Consider the following 16,206-nt stretch of genomic DNA (forward strand, 5'->3'; position numbering starts at 1 on the left):
GAGCCTTCATACAGTCTCGGTCAACGCACACACCGAGTCCACACCCCAGACCGCCCGCACCGACGCGGGCTCGCACCCCCGAAGCCCGACACACCGTAACGACCGTCCGCCAAAAGTGGCCGGATCCCCTGTCCGCGTTTCACCCCATTGGAGCCATGGCCGTTTTTCGCCGAATAATCCCATTATCAGATTCGCCGTTGCGGTGAACATCTCCCGGCGAGCGGATACGCCAAGTAAAGTCTGAACAAGGCTGATCACCCGTCCGAGGACACTGTGGAAGGAGAGCTCCGCCTGTGCCCACGCCGTCCACAGTGGCCGATCGCGCGGTGGCCTGCCTGCTCGGCGGGGCATTGGGCGACGCGCTCGGCAGCCCGGTCGAGTACGCGCAGCTGGACGACATCCACGCCGAGTTCGGCCAAGGCGGGGTCGCCGAACCACCGCCGCAGGCCCTGCTGGGCGACGCGACGCAGCTGTCGCTGTTCACCGGCGAGGGCTACCTGCACGCCTGGACCACCGGCAACAACGGCGGGCAGTGGCGCCCGGTGGAATCCACGGGCGCGGCTTATCGGCGCTGGCTGATCACGCAGCAGGAGGACAAACCGCCGCCCGGCGTCACCGGACTGCTGGCCGAACCCGAGCTGTACGCCAGTCGGGCACCCGGCCTGACCAGCTTGCGCGCGCTGCAAGAACCCGACTTCGGCACACCCGATCGGCCGCGGAACAGCTCCAAGGGCTGCGGCGGGGTGGATCGCAGCGCGCCGCTGGGCTTCGCGCCAACCGCCGAGATGGCCTACCAACTGGCCTGCCAGTGCGCCGCGCTCACCCACGGCGGGGTCGGCGGCTGGGCATCGGCCGGGGCGTTGGCGCTGATCGTGCACCTGGTGGCGGTGCAGCAGCGGCGGCTGTCAGCCGCGGTGGACCAAGCCGCGGGGCGGGTGCTCCGCGAGGACGCCGAAACCGCCGGAGCGCTCGCGGAAGCGTCCACACTGGCCAGATTGGGCACCAGCGTCGGCCACATCGAGCGGCTCGGACAGGGCTGGATCGGCCCGGAGGCACTGTCCATCGGCGTCTACTGCGCACTCGCGCTGCCGAAACCGGAGCAGTTCACCGACGCCCTGCGGCTGGCGGTCAACCACTCCGGGCACAGCGACTCCACCGCGGCGGTGACCGGCAGCATCCTCGGCGCCCGGCACGGCACGGCGGTGCTGCCCCGCTCCTGGCTGGCCCGGCTGGAACTGGCCGACGTGATCGAGCGCATCGGCTACGACCTCGGCGCCTCCTGCGCGGGCGAGAAGTTCAACGAACGCCGCTACCTCGGCCTCAGCTGACCCCTGCCTCGTGGTCGTGCGCGAAATTGCCGGTGCACCGATCACGTGCGTCTTGCCCTGCCCCGGACGATGGCGACGGCCGCGCCGAGGAATCCGATGTTGAAGGCCATGTGCACCGCGGCGAGGCTGCGGGCGAACTGGGAAACCGCGTGCACATCGCCGAAACCGACCGTGCTGGTGATCGACAGCGCGAAGTAGAGCGCATCGGTCTTGGTGCGCAGCCCCGTGATCGATCCCGGATCGTGGTACGCGAGTCCGAAGTAGACGGCCGAGAAGAACAACACCGCCAGGTACAGCGCGGCGACCACACCCGCGATCGAACTGCCCCGGCGCGCATCGCCGATCCGGAACCGGCGCACCTGGAACACGATCAGCGCGGAAACGGCGAGCAATCCGACGGCGAAGACGACGACCCAGTTCACGGTGCCGCCGACACCGAACCGGCCGATCGGCAGCAGGTAGTACCCGACGGTGCTCAGCACCACGGCCGTCAGCGCGGTCGCCAGGTTGATCAGGACCCTCTTCCGGACTCCTCCGGGCACGGCCGCCAGCCTGGGCCACCACCGAACCGGCCGCCATTCGGTCCGCGTCCGAGGTCCCGCCCCACGTCAAACGCGTCGAGCGCGACTCCACCTCAGGCGACGACGGTGCCTCAGGCGGCGACGGGGGTGCGGGTCAGGCGGGCCAGGCGGCGGGTTCCGATGATCCGGCACACCAGGTAGATCACGAACGAGATGATCGTGACGAAGGCGCTCACCGGGGCTCCCGGAGCCAGCGACAGCAGGATGCCGCCGAGCACCGCCACCTCGGCGAACACCACGGCCAGCACCGTCGCCTTCACCGGGCTCGCGGTCACCCGCGCCGCCGCGGCCCCCGGCGTCACCATCAGGGCCAGCACCAGCAACGCGCCGACGGTGTACACGCCGAGCGCGGTCGCCACGCCGACCAACACCGCGAACAGCGGCGTCAGCACCCGCGCGGGCACACCTCGGGCGGCCGCGACATCCGGGTCGACGCTGGCGAACAGCAGCGGCCGGTACACCAACGCCAGCACCACCAGCACCAGCGCCGCGCAACCGGCCAGCAGCAGCACGTCCGAGGAATCGACACCGACGATCTGCCCCACCAGCAGGCTGAACTTGTTCGCGGTCCGCTCCGGGTTCAGCCACAGCAGCAGCACTCCGACGCCCAGCCCGAAGGACAAGATCGCGCCGATCACCGAATCCCGTTCGGTGCCGCGCTGACCCAGCAGGCCCAGCAGCAAGGCGGCGACGATGGCACCGGCCAGCGACCCGACACCGACACCGACACCGATCAGCAGCGCGGCGGCCGCGCCGGTGAAGGCGAGTTCCGCGGTGCCGTGCACGGCGAAGGACATCTTCCGCGCGACGACCAGCGGCGCCAGGCAGCCGGAGACCAGCCCGAGCGCGGCAGCGGCCAGCAGCGCCTGCTGGACGAACGGGTAACCGAGCAGGTCAAGCGTGGTCGAGAAGTCCAGGATCCTGCCCAGCGCCTCGATGAATGCGTTCACGCCTCGTCCGCCTCTTGCACGTGGTGATCGTGATCGTCGGTGCCCGCCACCACCAGCCGACCGCCGACACGAGCGACCTCGACGTTCGTGCGGTACAGCTCGGAGAGCGTGGCGGAGTTCATCACCTCGTCCGGCGGGCCGATCCGGAACCGGCCGTCGACCAGGTAGAGCACCCGGTCGACCAGCGGCAGCACAGGGTTGATCTCGTGCGTGACGAACAGGACCGCGGCACCGGTCAGCCGTGCCTGGTTGGCGATCAACCGGCTGACCTTGCGCTGGTGCGAGATGTCCAGGGACAGCAACGGCTCGTCGCACAGCAGCACCGCCGGATCGCCGACCAGCGCCTGCGCCACCCGGAGCCGCTGCTGCTCACCACCGGAGAGCAGGCCCAGCGGCATCCGGGCGTACTCGGTCGCCTCGACCGCGCGCAGCGCCGCGGCCACCCGGCGCTTGCGCTCCCGGCGGCTGCGGATCCCCATGCCCCAGTGGTGCCCGTCCAGCCCGAGGCCGACCAGATCGCTGCCGCGCACCGTCACGGTGGCTTCCAGTGCGCGCTGCTGCGGGATGTAGCCGATCCGGTTGTTGCCGCGGCGGGCCGGTTCACCGGCGATCTCGACGCGGCCGGTGCTCAGCGGCTGCAACCCCAGCAGCACCCGCAGCAGGCTCGTCTTGCCGGATCCGTTCGGTCCGAGCACGGCCAGGAACTCCCCCGGCGCCACGTCCAGGTCCAGCCCGGACCACAGGGCGCGGCGGCCGTAGGAGAGCCCGGCGTCGCGCAGCCGCACGGCGGGCGCCGTGTCGGTGCGCGCGGCGACGAGCTGGGTTTCTGGTTCGGTGGTCATAACTCAGCGATTCTGGCTCAAGGCGCTCTGCAACGCGGTGATCTGGGCGTCCATCCACTGCACGTAGGTCTTGTCGGTCGGCAGCGTCTCGGTCATCTCCACCACCGGGATGCGATTCTGCTCGGCGGCGGCGCGCACGTTGCGGGTGACCGGCGATTCGGTCTGCGGGTTGTAGATGACCGCGACGATCTGCCTGGCGTTCACCACGTTCTGGACCTCGGCGACCGCGGCCGCCGACGGGTCGGTCTCGGCCTCGATGGCGTTGACGAACGACGGCGGGGTGATGTCCTGCAGCTTCGCGGCCTCCACCAGGTAGTGCGCGACCGGTTCGGTGACGATCACCTGCTTGCCCTGGTTCGCCGCCGCGATCTCGCCGACCCGGCCCTGCAGTCCGCTGACCTCCTGCTCGAACCGGTCGGCGGACTGGTTGAACTGCGCGGCCTCGGCGGGCCGGAGCTCGCCCAGCTCGGTGGCGACCTGGTCGGCCACCTGCTGAACCACGGGCAGGTCGTACCAGACGTGTTCGTTCACCGCGTGGTCGTGACCCGCTGGCTCGCCGTGCTCTTCGTGCGCGGCGGGCTCGCCCTCGTGCTCGTCCTCGACGGCCTCCACGGTGGGTTTGCCCTGGCCGCTGCTGCCGAGGATCTGCGTCATGAACTCGTCGTAGCCACCGCCGTTGAGCACCACCAGGTCGGCGTCGGTGACCTTGGCGGCGTCCTGCGGGCTGCTTTCGTAGGAGTGCGGGTCGGCGCTGGGGTCCTTGATGATCGGCTCCACCTCGACCCCGTCACCGCCGACCGCCTGCACGACGCTGGCCCACACGCTCGTGGAAGCGACGACCTTGATCTTGTCCTCGCCGGGTGCCGCCTGCTGGTCGGTACCGCAGGCGGTCAGGGCTAGGGCGGTTACGGCCAGGCTGGCTAACGCGGCAGCGGGGCGGCGGACGGTCATCGGATGCACTCCTCGGTGATGGGCCTCTGACACAGCAGACTGACGGCCAACTGCGAACGGTAACGGAAACCGTTGTCAACTGCAGTCTAAGCATCCTTCGGCTCAACGTTCCACCGACCGGGTTAGAGCTCACGCGGATTGGGCTCGACGTGGTCGTCAGGCAAGCGGCGTGAGCCGCTTGCCGCCACCTTCGCAACTCGCACCGCCGCGGGTTCTCGGGCAGTGCTATGCGGGGACACCCCGCACCCCGAGCTATCTCGCGAGGACAGCCCCGACGTGGTGTATCGGCATACATGATGTCGGGGATCCCGGAGCCGAGAAGGCCTCTGAGGTTCCGCTACCCGCACCGCCACGCAAACCAACCCGCACACCCTCTTATTTCAGGTGCACGCACAACGACGCCCCCGCTAGGACCAGCGGGGGCGTCAGCCACGGGACGAATCAGCGGAAATGGCGGCCGGAGCGGCCAAAACCACGCATCTCTCAGGCAGTCAGGCGAACTCCCGTCACCGGGTGGAAGAGGTGGATCTCACTGGTGTCGCGCAGCGCCACGGTCACCTGCTGGCCTAGCGCGGGCGGCGTGCGGCCGTCGCCGCGGACGACGAAGCGCTCCTGGCTGCCGTTGATCTCGATGGCGCCGTGGATGAGCGCGTCCGCACCGAGCTCCTCGACCAGCTCGACGGTCATGGCCAGTCCCTCGTCCCCGCTGGAGGTCAGGGACAACGCCTCGGGACGAACCCCGAAGGTGATCTCCTTGAGGTCACCGGCGGCCGCGATGGCCTCGCGCGACAGCGGGATGGTGGTCCCGTCCAGCACCGCCCCTTCGCTGCTCAGCGGCACCGTCTTCAGGTTCATCGCGGGCGAGCCGATGAAGCCGGCGACGAAGGCGTTCGCCGGGTTCTCGTACAGCTCGCGCGGCGTGGCGACCTGCTGCAGCAGCCCGTCCTTGAGCACCGCCACCCGGTGCCCCATGGTCATCGCCTCGACCTGGTCGTGGGTGACGTAGATCGTGGTGGTGCCCAGTCGCTTCTGCAGCGCGGCGATGTTGGCGCGGGTCTCCACCCGCAGCTTGGCATCGAGGTTGGACAACGGCTCGTCCATCAGGAACACGCTCGGCTCGCGGACGATCGCGCGGCCCATGGCCACCCGCTGCCGCTGACCACCGGAGAGCGCCTTGGGCTTGCGGTCCAAGTACTTCTCCAGGTCGAGCATCTTGGCGGCCTCGGTGACCTTCTCCTTGATGACGTCCTTGGGGGTCTTGCGCAGCTTGAGCGCGAAGCCCATGTTCTCCGCCACCGTCATGTGCGGGTACAGGGCGTAGGACTGGAACACCATGGCGATGTCCCGCGACTTCGGCGGGGTGTTGGTGACATCGTTGCCACCGATGGTGATCCCACCTTCGTCGACGTCTTCCAGACCGGCGAGCATCCGCAACGCCGTCGACTTGCCGGAGCCGGACGGGCCGACCAGCACCAGGAACTCGCCGTCAGCGACATCCAGGGCGAGCTGATCGACAGCGCGGACCGGCGGGTTCCCCTGGTAAACGCGCGAAGCGTTGACGTATGCAACCTCAGCCATCTGTGACGCACCTTTCACCGAATCGGTCCCGAAGAACGTAACCGCAAAACGGCTCGCGGTCAGCCCCTCGAATGAACCATTTCGGAGCGTAGTTACTCTGCGTCGCTCCGTGTTCGTGATTCGAACGTGAGTGGGATATGCATCATGCTCGCTTCACCCTACGGTACTGAACCGTTACGGTTCCTCCATGGCGCGGTCAACGAATGCCCGGCGGCCTGCGACGCTCGCCTCGCTTGCTGCAGAACTCGGGGTCTCCCGGACCACGGTGTCGAATGCGTACAACCGTCCGGACCAGCTCTCCCCTGAGCTGCGCAAGCGGGTCCTCGAAACCGCTCGGCGGCTCGGCTATCCGGGACCGGACCCGGTGGCCAGATCGCTGCGCACCCGGAAGGCCGGTGCGGTCGGACTGCTGCTGACCGAGAACCTCTCCTACGCCTTCCGCGACCCAGGCGCCGTGGGCTTCCTCGAAGGACTTGCGCTGGCCTGCGAAGACGCTGGTCAGGGCCTGTTGTTGATCCCGGCGAGTCCAGAACGCGAGGACGTCGCCGCGGTGCACCGCGCCGGGGTGGACGGCTTCGTCGTGTACTCCGTGCCGGAGGACGACCCGCACCTGGCCGCGGTGCTCGAACGCCCGGTTCCGGTGGTGGTCTGCGACCAGCCCCGGCTGGACAACCTGGACTGGGTCGGCCCCGACGACGGGAAGGCCATCAAGACCGTCGCCGATCACCTGATCGGGCTCGGGCATCGCCGGATCGGGGTGCTGTGCATGCGCCTGGCCCGGGGTCGCAACGACGGGCCCGCATCGGTGCAGCGGCAGGCCAACGCCAGCTTCCACGTGCAGAAGGCCCGGTTGACCGCGCTGGCCGAGGTCTTCAGCGAAGCCGGGGTGGACTGGACGACGGTGCCGGTGGTCGAGCGATTCGACCACACCACGGCCTCCGGCGCGTCGGCGGCGGCGCAGCTGCTGGAGATCGATCCGGAGATCACCGCGATCGTGTGCACCTCGGACATCCTGGCGCTCGGCGCGCTCAGCGAGGCCCGCAACCGGGGCCTGCGGGTGCCGGAGGACCTGACCATCACCGGCTTCGACGGGATCCCGGATGCGGAGCGGGTGGGCCTGACGACGGTGCGCCAGCCGTGGCTGGAGAAGGGCCGCGCCGCCGGACGGCTGCTGCTGGAGGCCAGCGAACCGGGCCGACCCCGCCACATCCAGCTGGAAACCCAACTCATCACCGGCAACACTGCGGCGCCACCCCGCTCAGCAGAAGAACGCTGGTTCGGCCCTTAATAGCAGTCTCCGAACTCATTTTGCGTAGCGGCGCGGGTAGCGGAACCTCGGGCAGTGCCTGCGCGGGGACACCCCGCACCCCGGGCGATCTCGCTTCGGGATCCCCGACGTCATGTATCCCCCGCTCGACATCGCCGCTTACCGACTGGTGGGAGTTCCCCCGGCACATGCCGGAAATCGGGTGCCGGGCTCGGAGGCGTCAGTAGTTCGCCCACTCGCCTTGGGCGTACTGGAGGATCGTCGGGTGCATCAGCGTGGAGGGCTGCATGTCGGGGATCCGCGACCGGTCCGGCGGGAACGTCGCGGCGGCTTGCAGCGTCGCCGCGTCCAGCGAGCGCAGCGGCGGAGCGTCCGGGGGCAACCGCAGCTGCGGCGCGCCGGGGGAGGCGAGCGCGCTACCGCCAGCCGCCGCACCCGCTGGCGGCGCACCGGTGGCCGAGCCGAGGTGGAAACCCCACTCGCCGAAGCTGGGCACCGACACCTCGTACGGCACGGTGGTCAGCCCGGCCGTGCGCAGCGTCGCCTCGATGCACCAGAACGCTTTCGGGGCGAAGAACGGCGACCCCGCCTGCACCACGACGCGCGCATCCTCGGACATCACCTGCTGGACGAGCCCGTAGAACTCGGCCGAGTACAACTTCGCCGTGGCGGTGGAGTCCGCGTCGGGCATGTCGACGAGCACCACGTCGTAGCGTTCGCGGTTGTCCCGCAGCCAGCTGAACGCATCCGCCGACACCGTCCGGACCCGCGGATCCTCGAAGGCGTGCGAGTTCAAAGTGGACAGTCGCGGATCGGTGCGGGCCAGTGCCAGCACCGCCGGATCCAGCTCCACCAGCGTGACCTCGCGGACGTCCGGATAGCGCAACAGCTCCCGCAGCGCGAGTCCGTCCCCGCCGCCGAGCACGAGCACCCGCCCGTGCGGCCCGGCCATCGCCGGATGCACCATCGCCTCGTGGTACCGGTACTCGTCCACCGAGCTGAACTGCAGATCCCCGTTGAGGTACAGCCGAGTGTCGTGATTCCCGGCCAACGACACCGATTCGGTCAGCACGACGTCCTGGTACGGGGTGCGCTGCGAATGCACCACCGGGTCGGCGTAGAGCGCTTGGCGCGCGGTGACCTCGAAGTCGTCGGCGAACAGGTAAGCACCCACGAGCACACCGCCCACCAGCACGGATGCACCGGTCAGCAGCAAAGTGGCGCGTTTGGACAGTTCGCGGCGAAAAACCGTCAGCACCAGCGCGAGCCCGGCTGCGGCGTTGAGCATGCCGACCAGCAACGCACCCTGCACCTGACCGAACAGCGGCAGCAGCAGGAAGGGGAAGGCCAACCCGCCGACGAGTCCGCCGACGTAGTCGGCCGCGAACAGGTCGGCGACCGCCGAACCCGCGTCCTGCCGACGGATCCGCTGCAACAGCACCATCAGCAGCGGGATCTCGGCACCGATCAGCACGCCCAGCACGAGCGCGGTCGCGATCAGCGCCGGGGTGTACAGGCTCAGCCACGCGAACGCGGCGTACAGGCCGAGCACGCTCAACCCGCCGAGCAGCGCGAGCAACAACTCGATGCCCGCGAAGGCCGGAGCCGCCCAGCGCTGCAGCGGTTTCGCGGCCAGCGCGCCGATGCCCATCGCGAACACCATCAGCGACAGCACGATCGACGCCTGGCCGACGGTGTCGCCGATCAGATAACTGCCGAGCGCCACCAGCGCCAACTCGTAGACCAGGCCACAAGCGGCGCAGATGAACACCGCCACCAGCACCGCGGTGCGGGCGACCCGGCCGCGCCGCGCCCCGGGGGCGTCGGGCGGCTCGGCTGCACCGGCGGCGGGCTCGGCGCTCACCGACACGCGCTGATCACCAGATCGCGGCGGCGATGAGCACGGCGATCACCACGTGCGCGGTCGCCGACACCCAGCTGGCCGGGTGCAGGTTCGAAGCAGCCAGTTCGTCGCCGAGCTTGCCCGGGGTCACCGCGTCGATGAGCAGGAAAGACAGGCTCATCAGGACGAGTCCGAGGATCCCGTAGGCGAGGGTGCCGATCAGTCCGGCGACCAGGTCGTCGGCGCTGGCCGCGATGGCGGTGGTCAGGATGATCCCCACCCCGAGCAGCCCGGAGACCAGCAGCAGCGCGGCGTTCGGATTGCGGCGCACCCAGATCAGGTCGCGGAGCTTGCCCGGCGTGGCCAGGTCGACGAGCAGGTAGCCGAGCGCCATCATCGCCACGCCGATCACCCCGTAGGCGACCGCGGCGAGCAGCCCGGTGAGCAATTCCTGGAGCAAGGTGGTGCCCTTCTCGTGTCGTGGTCGGTGCGGTCAGCGTCGAGGGCCCGCCGACGGCGGCCCCTGCGGTGGGGGTGGTGGCCAGGGCGGCGGTGGACCACCACGCGGTGGCCCAGGACGCAGTGGCCCAGGACGCGGTGGCCCAGGCGGCGGAGGCCCAGGCGGCGGACCGTACGGCGCGGGGCCGGGCGGCGGGCCGGGCCAGCCCGGTTGTTGCCCACCGCCGGGCGGCGGTGGGGGCCCCGGTGGCATCGGAGGCTGCGGGGGTCTCGGGGGCGGCGGACCGACCGGGGTGTCCGATGTGGACTTCTGCTTGGCGCGGGCCCGGAAGCCCAGCAGCAGACCGAGCAGCACGACGACGCCCAACCCGGCGAGCCACGCCCAGGTCACCCAGTTGGAACCCGAGCCGTCACTCGGCGGCAGCGGCGAAACCGAGGCGTTGCCCGGCGCGGTGTCCGGCACCCGGGGTGCGTTCAGCGCGCCGCCCTCGACCATCAGCAGCGGCAGCCCCAGCGCGGCCTGCCCGGTCACCGTCACCGGGTCCGCGGCCAGCGTGTCCGCGGTGACGCCGAGGCTCACGAAATCCGTGTTGTTCGGCGCCGAACTGAAGCCGTCCGAGGCCTCGACCTTGATTTCGGCCGCGGCCTGGTCGTCGTCGGAGGACGCGGCGGCGACGAAGACCTGGGTTTCTGCCCAGCGCGGGCAGGTGTTGGCGGGCACGTTCGGGCCCCGGCTGGAGCCCTGGTCGAATTGCTTCGAAGATCCGTCGACGAGCTTCCAACCGAAGCACACCCCGTGCAGCTTCTCGGCCTCGGCCAGGCCCTGCGCCAACTGCTGCGCATCGGCCGGGGTGAACCGCTGGATCGGCGGTCCCGAGTAGGTCTGCGTCTCGGAGTAGTAGGTGGTGTCGTCCGAGGTGAAGGTGCCCTGCGCGGAGCTGCCGAACAGCCCGGAAATGCTGACCGCACCGACTACCAGGAAGAAGCCGACGACGATCGCGACGATCCACCAGCGGCGCGCTGGTCTCTTGATGGTGGTGGTCATTTGCCGACCCCCGGTCCTCTGCCGCGGAAGCTCTCGCCGTGCGGGCTGCTCCAACCCCAGAACCCGCCGACGTGGCTGTAGTAGCGGCGGTAGGCGTGGTCGACGTCCATCACGTGGATCACCGAACCGGGCGCCTGCGGCTTGATCACCACGGCGTCGTCGGAATACCGCAGGTAGATGCCCGACGAGTCGACGTACTGCGACTGCGGCCGCCACTTCGAGGTGATCTGGCTGGCGACCGCGCTCGGTAACAGCGCACTGGTGTAGGCGCGGTTGTCGGAGTCGCCGGGCAGATCCAGGTGGGCCGCGCGGGTGTAGGTGTTCGCGACGTAGCCGCGCGGTCCGGTGCCGGTGGAGAAGATCGTCACCAGCCCGATGATCAGCGCCAGCACCGCGGCGGCACCGGCCAGCACGAACCAGAACTTGGGTTTCATGGGTCAGTCCGCCGTCGGGTAGATGAGCACGTCGTAGCGGCTGAGCTCCTCGCCGGTGCTGGCCTCCCAGTCGGCGTCGCCGTAGGCCTCGAAGCCCAGCTTCGAACCGTCCGAGGCCTGGTAGTCGTGGTAGCGCACGGTGCCCTGCTCGGCGAGGCCGGTGGTCGCCTCGCTGCGGAACTGCGCGGTCCCGGACTCCTCGGAGTGGTAGGTGCGCCCGGCGAAGTCGATGGTCTTCGGCCCGGGTTCGCCAGCATCGGCGACCGGCGTCCACAGCGACAGGATCAGATCCGGGTCTTCCTCCACCGCCAACCACACCTGGGTGCCCTTGGCGTCGTCGAGCAGGTGCTCCGCCCAGCTCCAGCCGCCTTCGGAGAGCCGGAGCGTGCCGCGCACGGTGTAGGTCAGGCCGCGCACCTCGACGATGTCGCCCGCCTTCAGCGCCCGCGGATCGCCGCGCAGCGAGTCCTGGTCACCGGTGTGGAACGGGTCGGTCGCCCGACTTTCCGGTTTCGGGGCAGCACGTTTGGCGCGCAGCCCCAGGATCACGGCGACCGCCGCGACGATGATCAGCACGATCACCAAAACGATCAGCGTTGCGGTCAGTCCGTTCACCCGTCCGCCTTCCCATCGCGTGTCCGGTCCATCGCGTGTACCGGCGCAGAGCGTATTAGTCGCCCCTCGACGGGATGGCCTATTCGCCCAAATCGTGATCGAGGTCAGAACGAGGTGAAGGGCACCTTTCACCAAGTAACTTGGCGAAAGGTGCCCTTCACCTCGTGGAACGGGCTATGCGGACAGCAGTTGGGCGCAGCGGATCAGGCCCAGGTGCGAGTAGGCCTGCGGGTGGTTGCCCAGGGAGCGCTCCGCGATCGGGTCGTACTCCTCGGACAGCAGTCCCGTCGGGCCAGCGGTGTCGACGATCTGCTGGAACAGCTCCTCGGCCTCGGTGCGCCGACCGATCAGCAGGTACGCCTCGATCAGCCACGCCGCGCACAGGTGGAAACCGCCCTCGTCGCCCGGCAATCCGTCGTCGCGGCGGTAGCGGTACACAGTGGACCCGCTGCGCAGCTCCGACTCGATCGCGGTGACGGTGGCCTGGAACCGCTCGTCAGACGGGTCGATCAGCCCGGCCAGCCCCACGTGCAGCGAGGCCGCGTCCAGGTCCGAACCCTCGTAGGCGGTGGTGAACGCCTGCACGTCCGGGTGCCAGCCGTTCTTGACCACGTCCTGGCAGATCTGGTCGCGCAACGGCTCCCAGGACGGATCGGCCTCGCGGCCGTAGGCGGTGGCCAGCTTCAGCGCCCGGTCCAGCGTCACCCAGCACATCACCTTGGAGTACACGTGGTGCCGCGGCACGTCGCGCTCTTCCCAGATGCCGTGGTCTGGTTCGAACCAGCGGTGCGAGACGGCCTCGGCCATCGCCGTGACCAGTTCCCAGTCGACGTCCCGCACCCGGCCGGTGGCCTGCGCCAGGTGCGCGATCAGCTCCACCACCGGACCGAACACGTCCAACTGCACCTGCTGGTCGGCGAGGTTGCCGACGCGGACCGGCCGCGACCCGGCATAGCCGGGCAGGCTGTCGATCACGGCCTCCGGGCCCAGCCCGGTGCCCTGCAGGGTGTACAGCGGGTGCAGCCGCTCCGGTCCGGGCAGCGTCTCCAGCACCCGGTGCAGCCAGTTCAGGAACGCCTCGGCCTCGGCCGTGGACCCGAGCGTGACCAGCGCCTGCGCGGTCATCGCGCCGTCGCGCAGCCAGCAGTACCGGTAGTCCCAGTTGCGCACACCGCCGATCTCCTCGGGCAGCGAGGTGGTGGCGGCGGCCATGATGCCGCCGGTGTCGGAGTTGCACAGGCCGCGCAGCGTCAGCGCGGACCGGGCGACCAGGTCGCGTTCGACCTCGGGCAGCGACAGCATGCCCATCCAGTCCGACCAGTAGTGGTTGGCCTCGGACCGGCGCTCGAACTCAGCCCCGGCGGGCGACAGGTCGTCGGTGCCGCAGCGCATCTCCAGCACGATCGGGTTGTCCTCGCGGGGATCGACCACGGCGTGCGCCGATTCGTGCATGCCGTCGGAGGTGATCTCCCACTGCACGCCCGGCGAGTACAGCACCATCGGCTCGGAGGTGCCCTGCACCCGCAGCCCGCCCGCCTCGGCCGTCAGCCGCACCGGCACCTGCCCGAACTCCGGGCGCGGCGCGAACTCGACCGCCGCGCGGGTGCTGCCGCTGATCACCCGGACGAAGTCGGTTCGGTGACCGCCGGTGCCGTGCGCCAGGTAGTCCGTGACCAGCATCCGCGACCAGCGCGTCTCCACGATCATGGTGTTCGGGACGTAGCGCTGCCCCAGCGGCAGCGGGCTGCGCTGGGCGCCGTTGCCGCCCTGGGGGCGGATCGAGAAGTGACCCGCGCCGGGGCCGCCGAGCAGATCGGCGAACACCGCCGCCGAATCCGGTCCCGGGTGGCACATCCAGGTCAACCGCGCGTCCGGGGTGAGCAGTCCGACGGTGCGCTCGTTGGACAGCATCGTCAGCCGCTCGATCGGCGGCGCCTGCTCGCCGTAGAGCCAGGTGCGCCGCTCCTCCATCAGGAACGCCAGCACGGTGGCGACCTCGGTGGTGCTGGCGATCCGGTACGTCGCGAGCGTATCCCCTTCGCCGACCTTGATGCCCAGGTCGGGGCCGTGCAGCCGGGCGAAGGCCTTCTCGTCGGTGACGTCGTCGCCGAGGAAGACGGCCGCGGTGGCGCCAACTTGATGGCGCAGCGCGTCCAGCGCGTTGCCCTTGTCGGTCTGCACCACGGCCAGCTCGATGACCTCTTTGCCTTCGGTGACCTGCACACCTGCCCAGGTCGCCGGGCCGGTGCGGACGGCCTCCAACACCTCCTCGGCCACCTCGTGCTCGGCGCGCCGGACGTGCACCGCGACGCTGGCCGGCTTGGCCTCCAAGGTGACGCCGAGCTTGCCGCGCACGATGTCCTGCAGGCCGATCTGCAACTCGGTGCGCAGTTCGGTGGCTTCCGGTTCGAGCTCGTGCACGAAGCCGACGTCGAACTCCGAGCCGTGGCTACCTACCAGGTACACCTCCGCGGGCAACCGGGACAGTGTCGCCAGGTCGCGCAGCGCGCGGCCGGAGATCACCGCGGTGGTGGTCGCGGGCAACGCGGCCAGCGACCGCAAGGCGTGCACCGATTCGGGCAGCGGCTTGGCTTGGGTCGGGTCCGCCACGATGGGGGCCAGGGTGCCGTCGTAGTCGCAGGCGACCAGAAGTCGCGGCGTCCGCGCGAGCTGCACGATCACGCGACGCAGCTCCGCAGGCAGGGCTTCGGCGGTCAACGCCATACTCCTAAAGGGGGCGCGGGTCAGTGGATGTGGATCGATCCGGGTCGTGTCGTCGATTGGTGACCGTTGACGGCGACCGGGTTCAATCAGTATCGCTGAAGCTTTGGTGTCCGTGTTGCGGACCGGTTACTCGCAGCTAGTCCGCGAGGGGTGTGCCCAGTGCTTCGAGGAACGACCGCGCCCAGCGGTCGACATCGTGGGTGAGCACTTGCCGACGCAGTGCGCGCATCCTACGGCGTCCCTCGGCGTCGTCGATGTCGAGGGCCGCGAGCAACGCGTCCTTCACACCGTCCAGGTTATGCGGATTCACCAGGAACGCACTCGTGAGTTCCGCCGCAGCACCAGCGAACTCGCTCAACACCAACGCGCCGCCGAGGTCGTACCGGCAGGCCACGTATTCCTTGCACACCAGGTTCATTCCGTCGCGCACCGGGGTCACGACCATGACGTCGGCGGCGCAGTAGAAGGCCACCAGGTCCTTGCGGTCCACCGAGGTGTGCAGGTAGTGCACCGCGGGATGGCCGACCCGGCCGAATTCGCCGTTGATCCGCCCGACCTCGCGCTCGATGCCCTCGCGCATCTGCTTGTAGTGCTCGACGCGTTCCCGGCTGGGCGTGGCGATCTGGATCATCGTCACGTCCTCGGCCTTGATGTGGCCTTCGGCCAGCAGCTCGTGCATCGCGTACAGCCGCACGTCGATGCCCTTGGTGTAGTCGAGGCGGTCGACCCCGAGCATGATCTTGCGCGGGTTGCCCAGCTCGGCGCGCAGCTTCCGGACGCGTTGCTGGATCTCCTTGGTGCGGGCCAGCCGGTCGAGTTCGGTGGCGGCGATGGAGATCGGGAACGCGCCGACCCGCACGGTGCGGTCGCCGACCTGCACCACACCGGGCCGGGACCGGACCCCGACCTGACCTCGACTGGGTTCGAACCCGGCCAACCGGCGGGCCAGCCACAGGAAGTTCTGCGCCCCGCCGGGCCGGTGGAAGCCGACCAGGTCGGCGCCGAGCAGCCCGCGCACGATCTCGGTGCGCCACGGCAGCTGCATGAACAGCTCGACCGGCGGGAACGGGATGTGCAGGAAGAACCCGATCCGCAGGTCGGGCCGCAGTTCCCGCAGCATGGCGGGCACCAGCTGCAACTGGTAGTCCTGCACCCAGACCGTCGCGCCTTCGGCGCTGACTTCGGCGACGGCCTGCGCGAAGCGCCGGTTCACCCGCCGGTAGGAGTTCCACCAGGCTCGCTCGAACACCGGCGGCACCACCACGTCGTGGTACAGCGGCCACAACGTGGCATTGGAGAAGCCCTCGTAGTACTCCGCGAATTCATCCGCGCTCAACGGCACCGGATGCAGCTGCAAGCCGTCGTCGGAGAACGGCTCGACCTCGGTGTCGGCGACGCCGGGCCAGCCGACCCATGCGCCGCGCCGGGCGCGCAGGAACGGTTCCAGCGCGGTGACCAGCCCGCCTGGGCTGTGCTTCCACCGCTCGGTGCCGTCATCGAGGCGTTCCAGATCCACCGGCAGGCGATTCGCGACTACGACGAATTCCGCTCGGTCGGGCGTGCTGGCCCTGCTCACCGGTAATCCTCCC

The 16,206-nt window shown here is 69.7% G+C and carries 14 protein-coding genes; 2 read left to right on the plus strand and 12 right to left on the minus strand.

Annotated elements, in window-relative coordinates; all coding sequences use genetic code 11:
* Positions 1–293 precede the first annotated feature (293 nt).
* A complete protein-coding gene (locus tag ACTWQN_RS26715; protein WP_443206329.1) occupies positions 294–1,328 on the plus strand; it encodes an ADP-ribosylglycohydrolase family protein in 1,035 nt (344 codons plus the stop codon).
* Positions 1,329–1,369: 41 nt separating this feature from the next.
* On the opposite strand, the gene ACTWQN_RS26720 is transcribed toward ACTWQN_RS26715, so the two are convergent.
* The 5 genes from ACTWQN_RS26720 to ACTWQN_RS26740 all read right to left on the minus strand — a co-directional run bounded on the left by ACTWQN_RS26720 (position 1,370) and on the right by ACTWQN_RS26740 (position 6,230).
* Positions 1,370–1,870 (minus strand): ion channel, encoded by a 501-nt coding sequence (locus ACTWQN_RS26720; protein ID WP_443206330.1) that lies wholly within the window; start codon positions 1,868–1,870, stop codon positions 1,370–1,372.
* A gap of 110 nt (positions 1,871–1,980) precedes the next feature.
* Complete coding sequence (locus tag ACTWQN_RS26725) at positions 1,981–2,859, minus strand: metal ABC transporter permease (protein WP_443206331.1); 879 nt, start codon at positions 2,857–2,859, stop codon at positions 1,981–1,983.
* Entirely contained in the window at positions 2,856–3,701 is an 846-nt protein-coding gene (locus ACTWQN_RS26730) for a metal ABC transporter ATP-binding protein (RefSeq protein WP_443206332.1), read from the minus strand. Before ACTWQN_RS26730 ends, ACTWQN_RS26725 begins: the two co-directional genes overlap by 4 nt.
* A 3-nt stretch (positions 3,702–3,704) precedes the next feature.
* Positions 3,705–4,652 (minus strand): metal ABC transporter solute-binding protein, Zn/Mn family, encoded by a 948-nt coding sequence (locus ACTWQN_RS26735; protein ID WP_443206333.1) that lies wholly within the window; start codon positions 4,650–4,652, stop codon positions 3,705–3,707.
* Positions 4,653–5,135: 483 nt separating this feature from the next.
* Positions 5,136–6,230 (minus strand): ABC transporter ATP-binding protein, encoded by a 1,095-nt coding sequence (locus ACTWQN_RS26740; protein WP_443206334.1) that lies wholly within the window; start codon positions 6,228–6,230, stop codon positions 5,136–5,138.
* 187 nt (positions 6,231–6,417) lie between these two features.
* On the opposite strand from ACTWQN_RS26740, the gene ACTWQN_RS26745 reads away from it, so the two are divergent.
* Positions 6,418–7,518, plus strand: a complete 1,101-nt coding sequence (locus tag ACTWQN_RS26745) for a LacI family DNA-binding transcriptional regulator (RefSeq protein ID WP_443206335.1) — start codon at positions 6,418–6,420, stop codon at positions 7,516–7,518.
* A 199-nt stretch (positions 7,519–7,717) separates the two neighbouring features.
* Here ACTWQN_RS26745 and ACTWQN_RS26750 read toward each other — a convergent pair whose 3' ends face one another.
* The 7 genes from ACTWQN_RS26750 to ACTWQN_RS26780 form a co-directional block, all read right to left on the minus strand.
* Positions 7,718–9,361: a polyamine aminopropyltransferase gene (locus tag ACTWQN_RS26750; protein ID WP_443206336.1), complete on the minus strand. Its 1,644-nt coding sequence runs from the start codon at positions 9,359–9,361 to the stop codon at positions 7,718–7,720.
* 13 nt (positions 9,362–9,374) lie between these two features.
* Positions 9,375–9,800, minus strand: coding sequence for a DUF350 domain-containing protein (locus tag ACTWQN_RS26755; RefSeq protein WP_443206337.1), 426 nt, complete (start codon positions 9,798–9,800; stop codon positions 9,375–9,377).
* A 33-nt stretch (positions 9,801–9,833) separates the two neighbouring features.
* Positions 9,834–10,844 carry a hypothetical protein gene (locus ACTWQN_RS26760; RefSeq protein ID WP_443206338.1) on the minus strand — a complete coding sequence of 337 codons (1,011 nt, stop codon included), beginning with the start codon at positions 10,842–10,844 and terminating at the stop codon, positions 9,834–9,836.
* Positions 10,841–11,278 (minus strand): DUF4247 domain-containing protein, encoded by a 438-nt coding sequence (locus ACTWQN_RS26765; protein WP_443206339.1) that lies wholly within the window; start codon positions 11,276–11,278, stop codon positions 10,841–10,843. Before ACTWQN_RS26765 ends, ACTWQN_RS26760 begins: the two co-directional genes overlap by 4 nt.
* Before the next feature lie 3 nt (positions 11,279–11,281).
* Positions 11,282–11,893 carry a DUF4178 domain-containing protein gene (locus tag ACTWQN_RS26770; protein WP_443206340.1) on the minus strand — a complete coding sequence of 204 codons (612 nt, stop codon included), beginning with the start codon at positions 11,891–11,893 and terminating at the stop codon, positions 11,282–11,284.
* A 174-nt stretch (positions 11,894–12,067) separates the two neighbouring features.
* Positions 12,068–14,617, minus strand: coding sequence for a trehalose-phosphatase (gene otsB / locus ACTWQN_RS26775; RefSeq protein WP_443206341.1), 2,550 nt, complete (start codon positions 14,615–14,617; stop codon positions 12,068–12,070).
* A 136-nt stretch (positions 14,618–14,753) separates the two neighbouring features.
* Positions 14,754–16,193, minus strand: coding sequence for an alpha,alpha-trehalose-phosphate synthase (UDP-forming) (locus ACTWQN_RS26780; protein ID WP_443206342.1), 1,440 nt, complete (start codon positions 16,191–16,193; stop codon positions 14,754–14,756).
* Positions 16,194–16,206 lie beyond the last annotated feature (13 nt).

The organism is Saccharopolyspora antiqui (genome assembly GCF_052246905.1).
GTDB lineage: Bacteria > Actinomycetota > Actinomycetes > Mycobacteriales > Pseudonocardiaceae > Saccharopolyspora.

Excerpts from the sequence above, each read along its gene's own strand:
- ACTWQN_RS26745 (WP_443206335.1), top strand. The coding sequence starts at position 6,418 with ATGGCGCGGTCAACGAATGCCCGGCGGCCTGCGACGCTCGCCTCGCTT.
- otsB (WP_443206341.1), bottom strand. The coding sequence starts at position 14,617 with ATGGCGTTGACCGCCGAAGCCCTGCCTGCGGAGCTGCGTCGCGTGATC.
- ACTWQN_RS26760 (WP_443206338.1), bottom strand. The coding sequence starts at position 10,844 with ATGACCACCACCATCAAGAGACCAGCGCGCCGCTGGTGGATCGTCGCG.
- ACTWQN_RS26765 (WP_443206339.1), bottom strand. The coding sequence starts at position 11,278 with ATGAAACCCAAGTTCTGGTTCGTGCTGGCCGGTGCCGCCGCGGTGCTG.
- ACTWQN_RS26735 (WP_443206333.1), bottom strand. The coding sequence starts at position 4,652 with ATGACCGTCCGCCGCCCCGCTGCCGCGTTAGCCAGCCTGGCCGTAACC.
- ACTWQN_RS26730 (WP_443206332.1), bottom strand. The coding sequence starts at position 3,701 with ATGACCACCGAACCAGAAACCCAGCTCGTCGCCGCGCGCACCGACACG.
- ACTWQN_RS26740 (WP_443206334.1), bottom strand. The coding sequence starts at position 6,230 with ATGGCTGAGGTTGCATACGTCAACGCTTCGCGCGTTTACCAGGGGAAC.